Source organism: Massilia sp. GER05 (assembly GCF_052056005.1).
GTDB classification, from domain to species: domain Bacteria; phylum Pseudomonadota; class Gammaproteobacteria; order Burkholderiales; family Burkholderiaceae_D; genus Telluria; species Telluria orientalis.
The window spans coordinates 6,339,986-6,356,801 of sequence record NZ_CP178858.1; the positions used below are offsets into that span (position 1 = coordinate 6,339,986).

At 67.0% G+C, this 16,816-nt stretch carries 18 protein-coding genes; 6 read left to right on the top strand and 12 right to left on the bottom strand.

The window, feature by feature from the left end; all coding sequences use genetic code 11:
* Positions 1 to 208 precede the first annotated feature (208 nt).
* On the top strand, positions 209 to 2,428 hold the full coding sequence (locus tag ACL58G_RS27980; protein ID WP_440963841.1) for a S9 family peptidase: 2,220 nt from the start codon (positions 209 to 211) through the stop codon (positions 2,426 to 2,428).
* 59 nt (positions 2,429 to 2,487) lie between these two features.
* On the opposite strand, the gene ACL58G_RS27985 is transcribed toward ACL58G_RS27980, so the two are convergent.
* Positions 2,488 to 2,667 carry a CsbD family protein gene (locus tag ACL58G_RS27985; protein WP_440963842.1) on the bottom strand — a complete coding sequence of 60 codons (180 nt, stop codon included), beginning with the start codon at positions 2,665 to 2,667 and terminating at the stop codon, positions 2,488 to 2,490.
* A gap of 121 nt (positions 2,668 to 2,788) precedes the next feature.
* On the opposite strand from ACL58G_RS27985, the gene ACL58G_RS27990 reads away from it, so the two are divergent.
* Positions 2,789 to 3,856, top strand: a complete 1,068-nt coding sequence (locus tag ACL58G_RS27990) for an AI-2E family transporter (protein ID WP_440963843.1) — start codon at positions 2,789 to 2,791, stop codon at positions 3,854 to 3,856.
* A 51-nt stretch (positions 3,857 to 3,907) separates the two neighbouring features.
* Here ACL58G_RS27990 and ACL58G_RS27995 read toward each other — a convergent pair whose 3' ends face one another.
* From ACL58G_RS27995 to ACL58G_RS28005, 3 genes are all read right to left on the bottom strand, one after another.
* Positions 3,908 to 4,087 (bottom strand): CsbD family protein, encoded by a 180-nt coding sequence (locus tag ACL58G_RS27995; protein ID WP_056129126.1) that lies wholly within the window; start codon positions 4,085 to 4,087, stop codon positions 3,908 to 3,910.
* Positions 4,088 to 4,189: 102 nt separating this feature from the next.
* Positions 4,190 to 4,816, bottom strand: a complete 627-nt coding sequence (locus ACL58G_RS28000; protein WP_440968143.1) for a class I SAM-dependent methyltransferase — start codon at positions 4,814 to 4,816, stop codon at positions 4,190 to 4,192.
* A gap of 145 nt (positions 4,817 to 4,961) precedes the next feature.
* The gene (locus ACL58G_RS28005; RefSeq protein ID WP_440963844.1) at positions 4,962 to 7,040 is read right to left on the bottom strand and encodes a M13 family metallopeptidase; all 2,079 of its coding nucleotides are present in this window, start codon (positions 7,038 to 7,040) and stop codon (positions 4,962 to 4,964) included.
* A gap of 124 nt (positions 7,041 to 7,164) precedes the next feature.
* On the opposite strand from ACL58G_RS28005, the gene ACL58G_RS28010 reads away from it, so the two are divergent.
* Positions 7,165 to 7,449 (top strand): flagellar protein FliT, encoded by a 285-nt coding sequence (locus ACL58G_RS28010; protein WP_091659394.1) that lies wholly within the window; start codon positions 7,165 to 7,167, stop codon positions 7,447 to 7,449.
* A 6-nt stretch (positions 7,450 to 7,455) separates the two neighbouring features.
* Here the strand turns inward: ACL58G_RS28010 and ACL58G_RS28015 are convergent, their stop codons facing one another.
* Entirely contained in the window at positions 7,456 to 7,851 is a 396-nt protein-coding gene (locus ACL58G_RS28015; RefSeq protein ID WP_413387299.1) for a winged helix-turn-helix transcriptional regulator, read from the bottom strand.
* Between the two features lie 355 nt (positions 7,852 to 8,206).
* Complete coding sequence (locus tag ACL58G_RS28020) at positions 8,207 to 9,250, bottom strand: hypothetical protein (protein WP_413387298.1); 1,044 nt, start codon at positions 9,248 to 9,250, stop codon at positions 8,207 to 8,209.
* An 86-nt stretch (positions 9,251 to 9,336) separates the two neighbouring features.
* Between ACL58G_RS28020 and fumC the strand changes: the two genes are divergently transcribed.
* From fumC to ACL58G_RS28035, 3 genes are all read left to right on the top strand, one after another.
* The gene (gene fumC, locus ACL58G_RS28025) at positions 9,337 to 10,731 is read left to right on the top strand and encodes a class II fumarate hydratase (protein WP_413387297.1); all 1,395 of its coding nucleotides are present in this window, start codon (positions 9,337 to 9,339) and stop codon (positions 10,729 to 10,731) included.
* Between the two features lie 117 nt (positions 10,732 to 10,848).
* Positions 10,849 to 11,061 (top strand): RNA-binding S4 domain-containing protein, encoded by a 213-nt coding sequence (locus ACL58G_RS28030; RefSeq protein WP_036238457.1) that lies wholly within the window; start codon positions 10,849 to 10,851, stop codon positions 11,059 to 11,061.
* A 170-nt stretch (positions 11,062 to 11,231) separates the two neighbouring features.
* Positions 11,232 to 11,495 carry a DUF883 family protein gene (locus ACL58G_RS28035; RefSeq protein ID WP_413345057.1) on the top strand — a complete coding sequence of 88 codons (264 nt, stop codon included), beginning with the start codon at positions 11,232 to 11,234 and terminating at the stop codon, positions 11,493 to 11,495.
* Here the strand turns inward: ACL58G_RS28035 and bufB are convergent.
* From bufB to ACL58G_RS28065, 6 genes are all read right to left on the bottom strand, one after another.
* Positions 11,486 to 13,159, bottom strand: coding sequence for an MNIO family bufferin maturase (gene bufB, locus ACL58G_RS28040; protein ID WP_440963845.1), 1,674 nt, complete (start codon positions 13,157 to 13,159; stop codon positions 11,486 to 11,488). The genes ACL58G_RS28035 and bufB overlap by 10 nt on opposite strands.
* Before the next feature lie 8 nt (positions 13,160 to 13,167).
* Entirely contained in the window at positions 13,168 to 13,437 is a 270-nt protein-coding gene (locus ACL58G_RS28045; protein WP_413387295.1) for a BufA1 family periplasmic bufferin-type metallophore, read from the bottom strand.
* A gap of 237 nt (positions 13,438 to 13,674) precedes the next feature.
* Positions 13,675 to 13,875: a YjfB family protein gene (locus ACL58G_RS28050; protein WP_413345589.1), complete on the bottom strand. Its 201-nt coding sequence runs from the start codon at positions 13,873 to 13,875 to the stop codon at positions 13,675 to 13,677.
* A gap of 93 nt (positions 13,876 to 13,968) precedes the next feature.
* Complete coding sequence (mobB, locus tag ACL58G_RS28055; RefSeq protein WP_440963846.1) at positions 13,969 to 14,505, bottom strand: molybdopterin-guanine dinucleotide biosynthesis protein B; 537 nt, start codon at positions 14,503 to 14,505, stop codon at positions 13,969 to 13,971.
* Positions 14,492 to 15,217 carry a general secretion pathway protein GspB gene (locus ACL58G_RS28060; protein ID WP_440963847.1) on the bottom strand — a complete coding sequence of 242 codons (726 nt, stop codon included), beginning with the start codon at positions 15,215 to 15,217 and terminating at the stop codon, positions 14,492 to 14,494. The genes mobB and ACL58G_RS28060 overlap by 14 nt, the downstream gene beginning before the upstream one ends.
* 1 nt (position 15,218) lies before the next feature.
* Complete coding sequence (locus ACL58G_RS28065) at positions 15,219 to 16,808, bottom strand: AAA family ATPase (protein ID WP_440963848.1); 1,590 nt, start codon at positions 16,806 to 16,808, stop codon at positions 15,219 to 15,221.
* Between the last annotated feature and the right edge of the window lie 8 nt (positions 16,809 to 16,816).

A 16,816-nucleotide genomic window follows, 5' to 3' on the forward strand; every position in this document is an offset into this window, starting at 1 on the left:
GCGTAACCCTAGGAGAGAGTTTCATCCTATTGTCGGCATTGGGGTGCCGACGAAATGATCATAGTGCATTGCAGCAGATGCAAACATTACAGTTCGTCCATCATCCCTTCCTTCCCGCCCGCCGTCTTTACAGCGTTTCGCGGACGACTCTGGTATCGTTCCGCCGTTGCACAAGAATAATTTCTTAATTCTTTACCCAAGAGCCCCCATGCGCCTTTTTCTCTGCCTTTTAGCCGCATTGTCGGCCGTTCCCGCATCGGCGGAACGGCTGACGCTGGACCGTATCCACGCCGACCCGGCGTTGGCCGGTCCAGGCGTCCGCAGCCTGCGCGTCTCGCCCGACGGCGAACGCGTGACCTTCCTGCGCGGACGCACCGACAACCAGTTCCAGCTGGACCTGTGGGAATTCAACATGAAGGACAAGACCACGCACCGCCTGGTCGACTCCAAGCAGCTGGTCCCGAACGAAAACCTGTCGCTGGAAGAAAAGGCAAGGCGCGAGCGTGCCCGCACGGCCAGCCTGTCCGGCATCCTGAGCTATAGCTGGTCGCCGGACGGCAAGCAGCTGCTCGTGCCGATCGCGGGCGACCTGTACCTCGTCGACGTCGATAAGCCGGAAGCCGCGCGCAAGGTCGCGTCCGGCAATGTCGGCGATCCGAAGATCTCGCCGAAAGGCCGCTACGTCTCGTACGTGCGCGACCAGAACCTGTTCGTCATCGACCTCACGACGGGCCAGGAGCGCCAGCTGACGACGGACGGCAAGGACACCGTGCACAACGGCGAAGCGGAATTCGTCGCGCAGGAAGAGATGGACCAGCACACGGGCTATTACTGGGCCCCGGACGATTCGGCCATCGCCTACCGCCGCTACGACGAGGCGCAGGTGCCCGTCGCGCGCCGCTTCGAGATCTTCGCGGACCGCACGGAAGTCATCGACCAGCGCTACCCCGCCGCCGGCGCGAAGAACGTCGAGATCGACCTGATGATCGTGAACCCGGCGACGGGCGCGCAGAAGAAGGTCGACCTCGGTCCCGAGAAGGACATCTACCTCGTGCGCGCCGACTGGAGCGCGGATGCCAGGACCCTCGTCTACCAGCGCCAGTCGCGCGACCAGAAGCGTCTCGATCTCGTCGCCGTCGACGCGGCCACGCTGACCCAGCGCCCGCTGCTGACGGAAACGTCGAAAACCTGGGTCAGCATCCACGACGACCTGCGCTTCCTCGGCCGCCAGAAAGCCTTCATCTGGGCCTCCGAGCGCAGCGGCCGCAAGCACCTGTACCTGTACGACCTGTCGGGCAAGCTGCTGCACCCGATCTCGAGCGGCGAATGGGGCGTCGACAACATCCTCGCCGTCGACGAGCAGGCCGGCAAGGTCTATATCGCGTCGAACAAGGATGCCGTCATCGACAAGCAGACGTATGTGCTGAACCTCGACGGCAGCAATGCGAACAAGCCGGTCCGCCTGACGAAGCAGGACGGCTGGCACGAAGACGTGTTCGCCCGCAACGGCAAGATTTTCGTGGACACGTTCTCCGATCCGGACACGCCGCCGCAAGTGTCGATCCGCCGCGCGGACGGCAGCATGGTCGAGTGGCTCGAACACAACGAGCTGAACGCCCAGCACCCGTACGCCAACTACGCGAAGGATCACCTGCCAACGGAATACGGCAGCATCAAGGCGCACGACGGCCAGACGCTGTACTACTCGATGATCAAGCCGGCCAACTTCGACGCCACGAAGCGCTACCCGGTCTTCCTGTTCACGTACGGCGGCCCGCATTCGCAGCGCGTCACGCGCCAGTGGGGCAACCTGTTCAACCAGTACATGGCCCAGCAGGGCTTCGTCGTGTTCGTGCTGGACAACCGCGGTTCGTCGCGCCGCGAGCGCGCGTTCACCGACGTCATCTACGGCAACCTCGGCGCGCATGAAGTCGAAGACCAGCTGACGGGCATCGACTGGCTGGCGCAACAACGCTTCGTCGATCCGAAGCGCGTGGGCGTGTTCGGCTGGAGCTATGGCGGCTTCATGACCCTGCGCCTGCTGGAGGCTGGCTCGGACAAGATCGCGATGGGCGTGTCGGTGGCGCCCGTGACGGACTGGGCGCTGTACGACACGCACTACACCGAGCAGTTCGTGGGCGCGACGCCGCAGGCGGATCCGGCCGCGTACGAGCGCAGCGGCGTGTTCGCGCACCTGGACGGCCTGAAGTCGCCGCTGCTGCTGGTACACGGCATGGCGGACGACAACGTGCTGTTCACGAACTCGACGCGCCTGATCGACGCGCTCGTCAACCGCAACGTGCGCTTCGAGCTGATGACGTATCCAGGTGCCAAGCACGGCATTTCGTCGCGTGCGGGACAGCGCCATGTGTACGGCCTGATCGAGGCATTCTTCAAGAAGAACCTGGGCGGGACCGCGCCGAAGTAAGATTCGTTTCCCAATAAAAAAATCGGTCGCAAGTGCGGCCGATTTTTCTTGGCGCCAGCTTATTTGGTGGCGTCGTGGATTTTTTCCTTCAGGTCGCCCAGCTTTTCCTGGGTCTTGCCTTCGAGCTGGTTCTGCAAGCCTTTCACCTGCTGCTCGGAGCTGCCGACGATCTTGCCGGCCTCCTCCTGGATCTTGCCGCCGATGTCTTGCAGTTTGCCGTTGATCTGGTCCGAATTCATGGTGTTCTCCTTTCGTTCAAAGTTCGACACCATCGTAGCGCCCGCGCCCGTATGGCTCAGTTAGCGCACGCACATTGCCACGCGCGCGACGGCCCCGCGGCGCCGCTGATAGCATTCTGTCATGAACGACACGTCCACCTCCCCCGCCGTCAAGCCGGCCCAGCGCAAACTGATGCGCCGCTTCGTCCTTGTCGACGGCATCGCGGTGCTGTTCCTCGCGCTCGTCGCGGCCGTCGTGCTGGCCATCGACGCGCTGCTGCTGCTCTTTGCCTGCGTCCTGTTTGCCGTGCTGTTGTACGAGCTGAGCGCGATCCTGTGCCGGCGCTTCGGCTGGAACCGCAAGCTCGCGCTCGTCGTCGTCGTGCTGGCGCTGCTGCTCATCATCGGGCTCGGCGGGTGGGCGATGGCGCCGCAGATTGCCGAACAATCGACCGAACTGGCGCAGCAGATTCCGCAATCGCTACAGCGCCTGCGCCAGATGGTGGAGAACCAGCCGCTGCTCGCGCGCATCGCCGCCGACCTGCCGGATGCCAGGCAACTGATCGGATCGATGCAGCAGTTCGTGCCGAACGCGGGCCTGTTCTTCGGCGGCGTGCTCGGCGCGCTCGGCAACGTCGTTATCATCGTGTTCGTCGGCATTTATTTTGCGCTGTCGCCGCGCCAGTACAAGCAAGGCATCGTGAAGCTCGTACCGCAGGGCAAGCGCGAGCGCGCCGTGCAGGTGATGGACGACATCGGCGACACGCTGGCGCGCTGGCTGATCGGCAAATCGCTGTCGATGCTGATCGTCGGCGCCGCGACGGCCGGCGCGCTCACGCTGCTGGGCGTGCCACTGGGTCTGATCCTCGGCATCATCGCCGGGCTGCTCGACTTCATTCCCTACATCGGCCCGATCATGGCGGGCGTACCGGCGGTATTGATCGCGCTGTCGATCAGTCCCGACCTGGCGCTGTACACGGTGCTGCTGTTCCTCGGCATCCAGACGGTCGAAGGCTATGTGCTGCAGCCGCTCGTCGAGGCGCGCGCGGTCGAGATTCCGCCTGCGCTCACCATCGTCATGCAGCTCGTGTTCGGCACGCTGTTCGGTTTCGCGGGCATCGCGCTGGCGACGCCGTTGACGGCCATGTTGATGGTGCTTGTCGACAAGCTGTACGTGGAAGACATCCTCGGCGACCGGCAGGCCGAATAAGTAAAACGGCCGCACGCGGCGGCCGTTGGTCAGGTGGACAGGCGCCGCGTATCAGCGGTTGCCCTTGTTGATCGCGTCACGCAGATCACCGGCTTTTTCCTGCACCTTGCCTTCGACCTGCTTCGACAGGCCCTTGGCCTGCTGTTCGCTGCTGCCGACAGCCTTGCCGACTTCCTCCTGAATCTTGCCGCCGATATCCTTGGCTTTACCTTTGATTTGGTCGTCGTTCATGTCGGAATCCTCCTTGATGAGTAAGACCGCTTGCGAATCAAGCGGGATGCACTCAGGATAATTGGATGGCGGCCTTCATTCTGTACGCAAACTAACAAACCATTAACTTGCCTTGCGCCACACGCTGGCCAGCCAGGGCTGCTGCTCGCGCGGCAATCCTTCCGGACGGTAATAGTGGCGCAGCGGCACGAAGCCGGCCTCGACGACGTAGCGCTCCCAGGCGGCGTAGTCGTGGAAGCAGCCGTAGCGCGGCCCGTTCCACCCTTCTTCGTTATGGCCGCGTGGATTCGAGCTGAACAGCACGCCGCCCGGCTTCAGCGCCGCGCACAATTCCCTCAGCACCTTCGGCAGCAGCTCGCGCGGCACGTGGAACAGCGACGCGTTGGCGAAGATGCCGTCGAACGCCGCGTCCGGCAGGTCCAGGTCGATGAAGTTCTGGTGCCATACCTCGCAGCCGCTGTACGCCCGCGCCATCTCGACGAATCGTTCGCTGCCGTCCAGGCCGATGGCGTGGTGGCCCAGCGCCGTGAACGTCTTGAGGTCGCGACCCGGACCGCAGCCGAAGTCGAGAATGGTGTACGGGGCCGGCGCCTCGATCGAACTCAGCAGCGCATCGATGTTCTGGCTGACGTCGTGGTCGATGGTGCCGGCGAAGAACCGGCGCGCGTTGTCGTCGTAATGGTGCAGCGTGCGCCGCGTGATGTCTTCGTAGTCGTCGTCTTCGATCATAGGTGCAAAGTGATGGATGATGCGCCGGTCGACGCCGAGATAATGCTGTTTCATAGCAAGAACCACGATGAAAGATGCCCGATCCATTCTAGTCCGGGGCTCTTTCCGACCGGCGCAGCTTACCCGTCAGACATAAATCGCCGGCTTACCAAACGCGTACGCGCTCGTCCGGCGGCAGGTACAGCGCCTGCCCCGGCTGCACGTCGAACGCCTTGTACCAGGCGTCCAGGTTGCGCACGGTGGCGGTGCGGTATTGCGGCGGAGCGTGGCCGTCCGTCAGGATACCGCGCCGCTCGGCCGCCTCGCGCGCCTTCGTGCGCCAGCTCTGCGCATAGCCCGTGAAGAACTGGCGGTCGCTCTCCGCCGACGCGTTCTTGCCGGCGGCGGCGCGGTAGGCATCATACGACGCTTCCAGGCCCGCCAGGTCGGCGAGGTTTTCGGACAGGGTCAGCTGGCCATTGACGGCGAGGTCCGGGTACGGTTTATAGGCGTTGTACTGCTCGACGAGCTTCCGGGACGCGGCCTTGAAGTGCTCCATGTCCTCCTTCGTCCACCAGTCGCGCAGGCGGCCCTGGGCATCGAACTGCGAGCCCTGGTCGTCGAAACTGTGGCTGATCTCGTGGCCGATGATGGCGCCGATCGCGCCGTAGTTGACGGCATCCGGCGCCTTCGGGTCGAAGAACGGCGGCTGCAGGATCGCGGCCGGGAAGTTCAGCGCGTTCTGCAGCGGCAGGTTGACGGCATTGACGAGCTGCGGCGGCATCGACCAGTCCGTGCGGTCCGGCTTCGCATGCAGCTTCGCGAATTCCTGGTCCGTGTGGAACGCCTCGGCGCGCAGCGCGTTGCCGAACGCATCCTTGGCATCGACCTTCAGGCCAGCGTACGATTTCCACCGGTCCGGATAGCCGACGCCCACGTACAAGGTCTTGAGTTTTTCCTTCGCCTGGGCGCGGGTGGCGGGCGCCATCCAGTCGAGCTTGTCGACGCGCTTGCCGAACGCCGCCACGATGTTCGCGACCATCTTCTGCAGCTGCGCCTTGTTCTCGGCCGGGAAATATTTCGCGACGTACAGTTTGCCGACCGCCTCATCCATCGCCTCGTTCGTCGCGCCCAGCGCCCGCTTCCAGCGCATCGATTGCTGCGGCGTGCCGGACAGCGCCTTGCCGTAGAACGCGAAGCGCTGGTCCACGAAGGCCTTCGGCAGCACGTTGGCCATGCGGTTGATGGTGTGGAAGGCGAGATAATCCTTCCAGGTCGCGAGGTCGATCTTGTCGACGAGCGCCGCCTCGCCTTTGACCGCGGACGGATGCCAGACGATGAACTTCTCCTGGCCGCCCAGGCGCGCGGCCTTGAAGAACGCATCCCAGTCCAGGCCCGGCGCGTTGGCGGCGAAGTCCTTGCGGGTCCATGTGTTGTCGGCCTTCAGCACGTCAGCCGAGTCGGCCCGGGTGCCGTGGGTGTTGGCGATGTCGACTTCGAGCGCGAAGATTTTCGCGGCACGGGCGTCGGCGTCCGCATCGGTCGCCGCATAACCCGCCAGTTTCAGCATCGCGGCGATGTGCTTCTGGTACTGGCTGCGCAGGCCGGCCATGCGCTCGTTGTTGTCCAGATAATAGGCGCGGTCCGGCATGCCCAGGCCGCCCTGCAGCAGGTACGGCCAGTTGTGGGCCGGATCGTGCAGGCCGGGCGAGATCCAGACGCCGAAGATGTTTTCGGTCGCAAAATGCGTATTGTTCAGCGGGTCGACGTCCGCGCGCACGGACGCGCCAAGCGCGCGCATGAGGCCCGCCTTGTCCTTGATGGCGCCGACCTGCGCCAGCAGCGGTTTCAGCGGGGCGGTGCCGCGCGCCTCGATCGCGGACTCGTCCATGTAGGCGTTGTAGTAATCGGCAACCTTGCGCGCTTCCGGTCCCGCTTTCTTGTTGGAGTCGACGCCTTCGATCAGCTTGACGATGCGCTGGTTGGTGTCTTCCGCCAGGTTGTCCATCGCGCCCCAGCGGCTGCGGTCCTCTGGGATGGTCGTTTTGGCAAGCCAGTCCTTGTTGGCCCAGGCAAAGAAATCGTCGCCCGGCCGCAAGGTGGCATGGGCGGTCCCGGCCGCATTGACGTCCTCCCTGGCCGCGGGCGGGGTCTGCCCGGATGCCGCCGCGCCCGTGGTAACGAGCGCGGTACCGCACATCGCGAGGACGATGACGGTCCTGACCGGAGTCCAGCTGATGTTCATGGTGCCTCTCCTAAAAGAATTTCAAAAAAATCTTTCGACAACCCTAAAGTTCTCCAAAACGCTGCCGTAAAAGGCAGACAACCGGCAATCCGGCCGGAGTTTGCCTCATTGGTGGAGCGCAGTCATGACGTCCAACGAAGTCCTCGCAATGTACGAAAACATCGCCGCCCTCAGCAGCCGCATGGCTGTCGCTGCGCGCGAAGGGGATTGGGACGGCCTGGCACGCCTGGAAACGCAGTGCGCCCTGCAGTCGAGCGCGGCGAAGAGCGGCGTCCCGCCGCTGGATGGCGCCGCCCGCAAGCGCAAGATCGACCTGCTCAAGCAGATCATGGCCAACGACCGCGCCGTGCGCGACATCACCGAGCCGTGGATGGGCCAGCTGGACCGCGCACTGAGCCCGGCCCACTGATCCGCCCTACCCCGCCTGCAGCCCCTTCGACTTGCCGTCCAAGGGGCTTTTTGCTTTCTGCGCGGCCAGGATGCCATCCATGTTCCCTTCGATCCATGCGGCGAGGTCGCCAAGCTTGTGCCCGATCTGCTCGCCGAGCGGCGTCAGCCGGTATTCCACGTGAGGCGGGACGACGGGATGGGCGATGCGCTGCACGAAGCCGTCCTGCTCGAGCCAATACAGCGTCTGGGCCAGCATTTTTTCGCTGATGCCGCCCACCTTGCGGCGCAGTTCGCCGAAGCGGTGCGTGCCATCCGTCAACGCGACGAGCAGCAGCACGCCCCAGCGGCTCGTCACATGTTTCAGCACTTCACGCGACGGGCAGTATTCGGAGAATAAATCCGCGCGTACCAGCTCGTTCATGCCCCCTCCTCGATCGATGATCTGCCCCTATGGTAGCGATAACCCGAGCGAGAGGCCAACGCGCGCCGCGCAAACAAAAACCGCGCAGCGACGTGGGTCATCAGCGCGGTTTCCGGGAATGGGGAGCGCGACTACCAGGCATCCCCTGGCGTCGCCTCTTGCCGGTTGCCTCCGGCGTCCGTCTGCCACTGTTGGCAGCGAACCGCTTCCGGCATCAGGCGCTTCCTCAGCGATCGTCCGACCCCGCGCCACGCTATCGGTGGTGGCTGCGGCGGACCCTGATCCGTGTACTTCTGGATTGAGTATAACGCAAAATCCGCACTTGTGTAGACGACTCGAGCGAAGATTTTGAACACTACTCCAGCGTCGGCTCGGCGGTCCCGCCTGCCGCGGGCGGCGCCTTGCGGCGACGGACGGCATATGCCCCCGCCCCACCCAGCGCCAGCACGCCGATGGCGGCGCCGATCCAGCCCCACGGCAAGCGTTCGTCCGGCGGCGGCGCCTTCGGCTTGTGCGGCACGAGCGGCTTGATCGACGAGATCGGGCGCGGGCCGGCGGGTTTCGGCGGAGGCGGCGCCGGCTTGCTCTCCGGCTTGCTCTCCGGCTTGGCCTCGGGCTTCGGCGCCTCGTGCGCCTCGTGCGCCACGGCCGGTGCGGCCAGCGACACCTGCAGCTTCTTCATCCGGTCCTCGACCTGGCCGAGGCGGGAACGCAACTCGTCGTTCTTCGCGCCGAGGGCCGCGCAGGCCTGCACTTCCTCGGCCCGAGGCGCACAGGCGGGCGGCGGGACCTCCGGCCTGGCGACGGGCGCCGGCGGCGGACGGCGCATCACCGGCCTGGGCGGCGGCGTTACCGGTTTTGCGGCTTCGCGCCGGACCACCGGCGCCGCGTGCGCCACGCGGGCCCGTTCGACCTGCGCGAGCAATACCGCGTCGGGGTTGGCCGGCGGCACCGGCGCCGGCGCAGGTGCCGCCACGCGCACGGGCGCGGGCGCGGGCGGCGGCGCGGGATTCGGATCCGGCGTCAGCCACAGCGTGGCCAGGCGCACGGCACGCTGGCCCTTGTCGACGAGTTCCAGGTACAGGTGCACATGGTCCGCGTCGACGGCACGCGGCGACGTCACGTGCAGGAACTGGCGGCCGTCGCGCCGCATCACCGACAAATTCAGGCTGGACAGCACGGGCGGGACGGCGATGCCCGCACCGTTGTAGACCTCCGGGCTGGCCACGCGCACCTGCACGGGCGTGGCGGCATCGTCGAGCATCGTCAGCTCGACGTCGGCCACGAGCGGCTGGCCGATGTGCGACGACACGCGCGGGTCGCCCAGCTCGGCCGCGTGGGCGGATGCAAGCGCGGCGAGAGCGAGGCTGGAGAGAAGAAGGCGGGTGCGGCGGGCCATGGCGTGGAAAAATGGGGGCTACAACGTGGTTAACGGCCGTTGCGGTACACTCTTTAATTCCATTGTCAAACCAACAGGATGCATCCATGGAAAACCGGATTGAGAAGGACAGCTTCGGCCCGATCGACGTACCGAACGATCAGCTGTGGGGTGCGCAGACCCAGCGTTCGCTGCACCACTTCCACATTTCGAGCGAGAAGATGGCGCCGGAACTGGTCGCCGCACTGGCGCAGGTGAAGCGCGCGGCCGCCGCCGTCAACCGCTCGCTCGGCAAGCTCCCGCAAGACAAGGCCGACGCCATCATCCGCGCGGCCGACGAAGTGCTGGAAGGCCGTCATCCGTCCGAATTCCCGCTGTCCGTGTGGCAGACCGGCTCCGGCACCCAGAGCAACATGAACATGAACGAGGTGCTCGCGAACCGCGCCTCGGAACTGCTGGGCGGCGAGCGGGGCGAGGCGCGCCTGCTGCATCCGAACGACCACGTCAACATGGGCCAGTCGTCGAACGACATGTTCCCCACCGCGATGCACGTGGCGGCCGCGCTGGCCGTCGCCAGGGACGTGCTGCCGGCGCTGGCGAAGCTGCGCGGCACGCTGGAAGTGAAGTCGCGCGACTTCGCCGACATCGTCAAGATCGGCCGCACGCACCTGCAGGATGCGACGCCGCTCACCTTGGGCCAGGAATTCTCCGGCTACGTGGCGCAACTCGAATTCGCCGAGCACGCGATCAAGAACACGTTGCCGGGCCTGCTGCTGCTGGCCGCCGGCGGCACCGCGGTGGGCACGGGCCTGAACGCGCATCCGGAATTCGCCAACCGCATCGCGGCCGAGATCTCGTCGCGCACCGGCCTGCAATTCAAGTCGGCGCCGAACAAGTTCATGGCGCTGGCCGGCCATGACGCGATGGTGCTGGCGCACGGCGCGTTCAAGACGCTGGCCACGGCGCTGATGAAGATCGCCAACGATGTGCGCTGGATGGCGTCCGGCCCCCGCTCCGGCCTGGGCGAGATCACGATCCCGGAAAACGAGCCGGGCAGCTCGATCATGCCGGGCAAGGTGAACCCGACCCAGTGCGAGGCGCTGACGATGCTGTGTTGCCAGGTGTTCGGCAACGACGTCGCGATCACGGTCGGCGGCGCGCAGGGCAATTTCGAACTGAACGTGTTCAAGCCGATGATCGCCCACAACTTCCTGCAGAGCGCGCGCCTGCTGGCGGACGGCATGCGCTCGTTCGACGAGCATTGCGCGCAGGGCATCGAACCGAATCGCAAGCGCATCGGCGAGTTGATGGAGCAGTCGCTGATGCTGGTGACCGCGCTGGCCCCGCATATCGGGTATGATCGCGCCGCGCAAATCGCCAAGACGGCCCAGCACAACGGCCTGACCTTGCGCCAGGCAGCCCTGCAATCGGGCTTCGTCGACGAGACGCAGTTCGACCAGTGGATCGTGCCGATCGAGATGACGCGGCCCAGCCCGGCCTGACGGTACCGCATCGGATACATGACGTCGCCCCGCTCGCGTGGAGGCGACGTTGTTTTTTTGAAAAGTGTTTTCTAAACGAACACAACAATACGACGCCCATTTTTAACAGAGGATAAAATGCAAACAACAACTTTTGAACTGACTTCCGAGTTCATCGAGCTGAACCAGCTGCTGAAGCTGGTCGGCGTGGTGGACAGCGGCGGCGCCGGCAAGCACGTGGTGGCAAGCGGCGACGTGTCGGTCGATGGGAAGAAGGAACTGCGCAAGACGGCCAAGATCCGTGCCGGCCAGGTCGTGACGCTGGGCGATATCCGCATTCAGGTACGCTGAAATGAGCTGAGGCGCACCGCGCGCGCCCCGCGGTTGCACCCCGCGAGCCGTCCCCGACGGTAGGGTTGACGTTTGCGCGCTGACAAACTTGGGCAGTCCCCCTTCTCTATATTGAAGTCGTAACATTCGGCCCAAAGGTGAGGAAGATGGAAACCCCAGAATCAAGCCCCATGACGCAGCAGCGCTTGATCGGCGACCTGCGTCTCGTCATCGAAAACGCGGAAGAGCTGCTCAAGAATACCGATCACTACACCGGTGTCGTGTACCAGAACGCCCGCGCCAAGCTGGCCGTCGCGCTCAATGCCGCCAATGAGGAACTGGCCCGCTTCGAAGAGGACCAGTTGAACCGGATGATGGAAGCGACGCGTGCGGCCAACGAGCTGCACCACGACAGGACCGGAGAAGAACGCATCCTGCGCGCCTTCTACCACTGAGCGCGCGGCGCCACCGTCCACGGCGCCGCGTTTGCCCCGCTTTTCACTCCCGCCACCATTCCCCGATCGAGCCAGCGCCGCAGGTGCATGGCCACGTCGAAGTCCTCGTCCACATCGAATGCCGCATCGAGCGCCGCGCCGAACGAATCGCCGCGCGCCAGGCACGCCAGCGCCGCATGTTCCGCCGCGCCGATGGCTTCCACTTCCACGTCGAGCCGGGGCCGCAGCACCAGCGCGTGCGTGGGCGCCTGCAATTTATCCGGGAAGCCCGGACCGTCCGCCTGGTGCGCGCGCCACAGCGCCACCGTGGCCCACGGCGACGCATGCAGGCGCAGCGCCGGATGCAGCACGGCGCGCGCCGCTTCGAATGCGTCGGGCGCGAGGCCGGCGATGCTCGCGGGTGCCACATCCGCATCGGGCGCGTACCACGCCTCGTGCACACACCATTCGAGGCGCGCGACGTCGGGCAGGTAAGGATGATCGGCCGCCGGCGTAAAACCGGCGAGGAAGTCCGGCAGCGCGGCGCCGAAGCGATTGAGGTCCGGATCGCGCGCCGGATGCGCCTGGCCGTAGACCCGGGCGAGCGCGTCGAAAAACTCCCCGCCCACGAGCTGGCGCAGCACGGGGTATGCCGACGCCAGCGCGCGCGTCCAGTGCGCGTGCAGGTTGCCCCGGTAGATGCCGACGCGGCGCGGATCGCCTTTCAGCAGCGGAGACAATGCGGCGTCGTGCGTGCTGTCGAACAGCGCCGCGCCGAACGTTTGCTGGAGTGCCTCCAGGCCGGCGGCCGGCGCCGGGTCGATGGGCGCGGCGGCGCTGTCGGCGCTGTCGGCGCTGTCGGCGCTGTCGGCGATGACGCCCTGCCCTACCGTCGCCGCCATCGCGTCCGCCTGCGCCGCCTCGTCGAGCAGCACGTCGAGCGGCGGCAGGTCCGTGTCCCATTCGACGAGCGTGGGCACGGCGCCGAAGCGCGCCAGCGCCGCGCGGTACAGGTCCCACACGGGCGGCGCGACCCGGGCGCCGTGGTGGTCGATGAGGCCATCGGCCGTGACGAGATGGCCGCCCAGGTGGATCTCGCCCACGCAGCCGGCCGGCAGCGCGGCGATGGCGGCATGCGGATCCTCGCCGTGATTGCGCTCGTTGACGTACAGGTTGTTCACGTCCAGCAGCACGCCGCAACCCGTGCGGCGCGCGAGTTCGGCGAGGAAATCCGCTTCGCTCATCGCGTCGCCCGCGAAGCGCACGTAGGTGGAGACGTTTTCGACGAGGATGCGCCGTCCCAGCACGTCCTGCACGCGCTGGATGCGCGCGGCGACGAGGCCGAGCGCCTCATGGTCCAGCCGCAGGGGCAGCAGGTCGTTCAGCTGGCGGTCGCGCAGCGCGCCCCAGGACAAGTGTTCGGAGACGAGGACCGGCTGGAGTGTACGCACGAGGGCGACCACGCGGGCCAGGTGGTCATCGGAAAAGCCGTGCACGGACCCTAGGCCGAGGCCCACGCCATGCAGGCTGACTTGATAGTCGCGGCGCACCGCGGACAGCACGCGCCAGTCGTGGCCCGCGCGCGCGAGAAAGTTTTCCGTGTGGACCTCGACCCAGCCAACGTCGGGCCGGCGGTCGAGGAAATCGCGGTAATGCGGCGCGCGCAGACCGATGCCGGCGGCCATGGTCGTGCTTATTTACCCGGCTTCGGCGGATTGAGTTTGCCGCCGGCTTTTTCGCAGGTGCCCTTCGGGACGAATTTCCATTCGCCCGGGTCCTTGTCGGCCGTCGCCATGCCGGCGCAACCGTGGGTCGCGGTGCCGCAATCGTTCTGGCCGGCCTTGGCGACGCCGTAGCATTTTTCTTCGTTGCCGGATTGCGCATCCATCTGGCCGCCGGCCGTGGCCTGGGTGGCGCAGACGCTCGCGAGCGCGGCAGCGATCAGGGCTTGTCGTTTGTTCATGAGCATTCTCCAAAAATACGCGTACGTACCGCGGGAGGCATTCTATCCCGGTCGGAACGTGCTGAGGGGAAAAGTAACCCGGCCGGGGCGGCCGTTGTCGGCTGCGCGCCGGACGTTGTCGTCGCTGGCGGCAGCCCGATGGTGGCGGCTGAGCGGATGGTATTGTGTGGCCGCCCCCGTCGCGCCGGGTACTGGGCCGATAACGCGGGCGGCGGGAATTCCGTTGACGCGCGCGCGTCAGGCCGTCGTGTTGATGTGGTTGCCCAGGTGCGGCGGCAGGTTCGACGCCGGCGCGGCGGACTGCACGGCTTCCAGCAGCTGGGTGGCTGCCGCAGCCTGGATGTCCTGCGTCTTTTTCAGCACGGCGACGGCGACGTCCTGGCGGGTGCCGGTGTCGGCGATGCTGGTGGCAAGCTTGGCGATACCTAAGGCGTCCATATGCGCTCCTGGTGGGTGTGTCGACAGTCGGGCAGCACGGCGGTCGCCCGCACTGCCGCTTATCCCCTGTTATCGACAGGGCGCGCAGGAACTTTAGGCGGGCAAACCATTAAATTGCCTGACCCAGCGCAAGACCGCGTCCGGGTCGAGCAGGTCGAGCCACGCCACGTGCGGCGCCAGCCCTTCGGGGCGCGCCATCGTGGACGCGACGGCCACGATGTGCGGGTCGCCCGGAAACATCGGCGGCTTGCCGACCTCCGGCCGGTAGACCTCCAGCTTGGGCAGCGCCTCCCATTTATAGCCTTCCACCAGGGTCAGGTCGGCCGGCGCGAGGCGTGCCAGGTGTTCGGCCAGCGACGGCTCCGCGGCACCGCGCAGCTCGCGCATGATGGCCACGCGGTACGGCGACGCGATCATGACCTCGGCCGCGCCGGCCGCGCGCATGCGGGCGCTGTCCTTGTGCGGCGGTTCCAGCATGACGTCGTGGTGGCTGTGCTTGACGACGTTGACGCGCAGGCCGCACGCCGCCAGCCGCGCGACGAGGAGTTCCAGCAGCGTCGTCTTGCCGCTGCCCGACCAGCCGATGACGCCCAGCACGGGCCCGCGGCCGGCGAAATCAGTAGGCGACACGGTAGCGGATTCCCCGGAAGTTCATGACGGCCGCCTTGGGCAGCAGCTTTTCCAGCACGAGGCCCGGGGCGACTTCCTCGCCTTCGTGGCGCAGCGCCTTGTCGACGATCAGCAGGCGGTCGGCCGCGTTGGCGGAATACATGTAGCCGCCGAACGTGACGCGCGGGATGTCGCGCTGCTGGGCGTCGGGCAGCTGCTGCAGGAACGGCAGGCTGTCTTCCGGCGCCGCCTTCGCGACGGGCGCCGGCGCGGCCGGCACCGGGGCCGGGCGGGAGGGCGCGGGCGCGGGTACGATTTCGCGCACGGTCACGGGCGGCGGCGCGGGCGCGCGTTCGCGCACGGTCACGGGCGTGGGCGCAGGTGCGCGTTCGCGCACGGTCACGGGCGGCGGCGCGGGCGCGCGTTCGCGCACGGTCACGGGCGGCGGCGCGGGCGGCGCGCTCACCACCAGCGGCTCCGGCGCAGGTGCTGCCGGCGCGGGCGCGCGCTGCGTGACGGTCTGCGGCGCAGGCGCCGGCGCCGGCCGCCACAGCACCAGCGCCCCCGCGACGACGACGAGCGCACCGGCGCCGAGGCCGACGAGGAGCGGCTTGCGGCTCGCCCCGGCGGCCGCCGGCGCGGGCGCCGCGGCCTGCGGCGCGTGAATCGTCGGCGCGTTGCCGAGCTGGCGTTCGGCCTGGGCCTTCTTCAAAGCTTCGAGGATGTACGACATATCACTTCCCGGTGGCTGCCAGCAGGCGCGGTTCGTCGACGCCCGACAGCTGGTTCAGGCGCATGTAGGTGCGCGGACCGGCCAGGCCGTCCGCCTTCAGGTTCTGCTTGACCTGGAACGCGCGCAGCAGGCGCCGCGTGGGCTCGTCCAGGACCTGCCTGGCCGGCGGCGCGGCGCGCCGGCCGTCCAGTTCGGCGAGGCGGGCGGCGATCCAGTCGACGTCCGGCCCGCTGTCGCCCGGCCCCACCTGGTCGCGGAAACCGCGCGGCACCTTCCACAAGGTCGTGTACTCGCCATCGATGCGGGTCGCGAGCAGCCCCAGGCTCACCGTGTGGCGCCGGCCGTTGATCGCGAGCGTGGCCGTGTCGTCGTCCATGCCGGTCAGCACGGCGTAGCCGACCCGGGCGCCGTCGTGCAGGCCGACGATGGCCGGCCGGTCGAGCAGGCGCAGTTCGTACAGGCCGCCACGGCCCTGGTAGCAGCGCAGGCCGGCGCGCGGCGCGGCGTCGCACGCGGCGGCGGCCGGCAGTTGCTGGCCCCACAGCGCGCCCAGTTCGCGCAGCGCGTCGTCCTGCGTGGACAGCGCCAGCGGCTTGGGCTGCATGCCCGCCTTCGCGGGCGCGGGCTGCGCTTTCACGGCCACGGGCGCAACCGGCGCAGGCGCCGGACGATGCGGCACCGCCTGCCACGCCGCCGCGCTGATGGCGGCGCCGGCCAGCACGCCGCCGGCCACGAGCGGCCAGCGCAGCGGCTTGCGCGGCGCGCCGCCGGCGCTCGCATCGTCGCCGGAAAATACTTCACGTGCGGCACGGCGCAGGATCGCCGGCGTGACGTCGCGGCTGTTCTCGACATAGGCGCCAAGCAGCGCGCGGTCGCACAACAGGTTGATGCGGCGCGGGACGCCGTCCGTCAGGCGATGGATCAATGGCGCCAGCGCGGCGGGAACCGGCGTCGCCGCCTGCACGCCCGCGACGGCCAGGCGGTGCGCGACATAGGCGCTCGTCTCCTCGGCGGACAACGGACCGAGATGGTAGCGGGCGATGACGCGCTGGGCCAACTGCTCCAGTTCCGGCCGCGCGAGCATCGTGCGCAGTTCCGGCTGGCCGATCAGGATGATCTGCAGGAGCTTGCGCTCGCTGGTCTCCAGGTTCGTCAGGAGGCGCAGCTGCTCCAGCACCTGGGCCGACAGGTTCTGCGCCTCGTCGATCACGAGCACGTTGTTGTGGCCTTGCGCGTGGCTGTCGAGCAGGTAGGCGTTGATCGCGTCCACATAGGCTTTCACCCCCGCCGCGGACGACACGGCGATGCGGAATTCGTCGCAGATCGTCTGCAGCAATTCCTCGACCGTCAGCTTCGGGTTGAAGATATAGGCCAGGCGGCAGTCGTCCGGCACCTGCTCGATGAAGCAGCGGCACACCGTCGTCTTGCCGGCGCCGATCTCGCCCGTGAGCAGCACGAAGCCCCCGCCGCTGCCTATCCCGTACAGCAGGTGCGCGAGCGCCTCGCGATGGCGTTCGCTCATGAACAGGTACCGCGGATCGGGCGCGATGGAAAACGGCGCCTGTTTTAAGTGGAAGTAGTTTGTGTACATGTCAATAC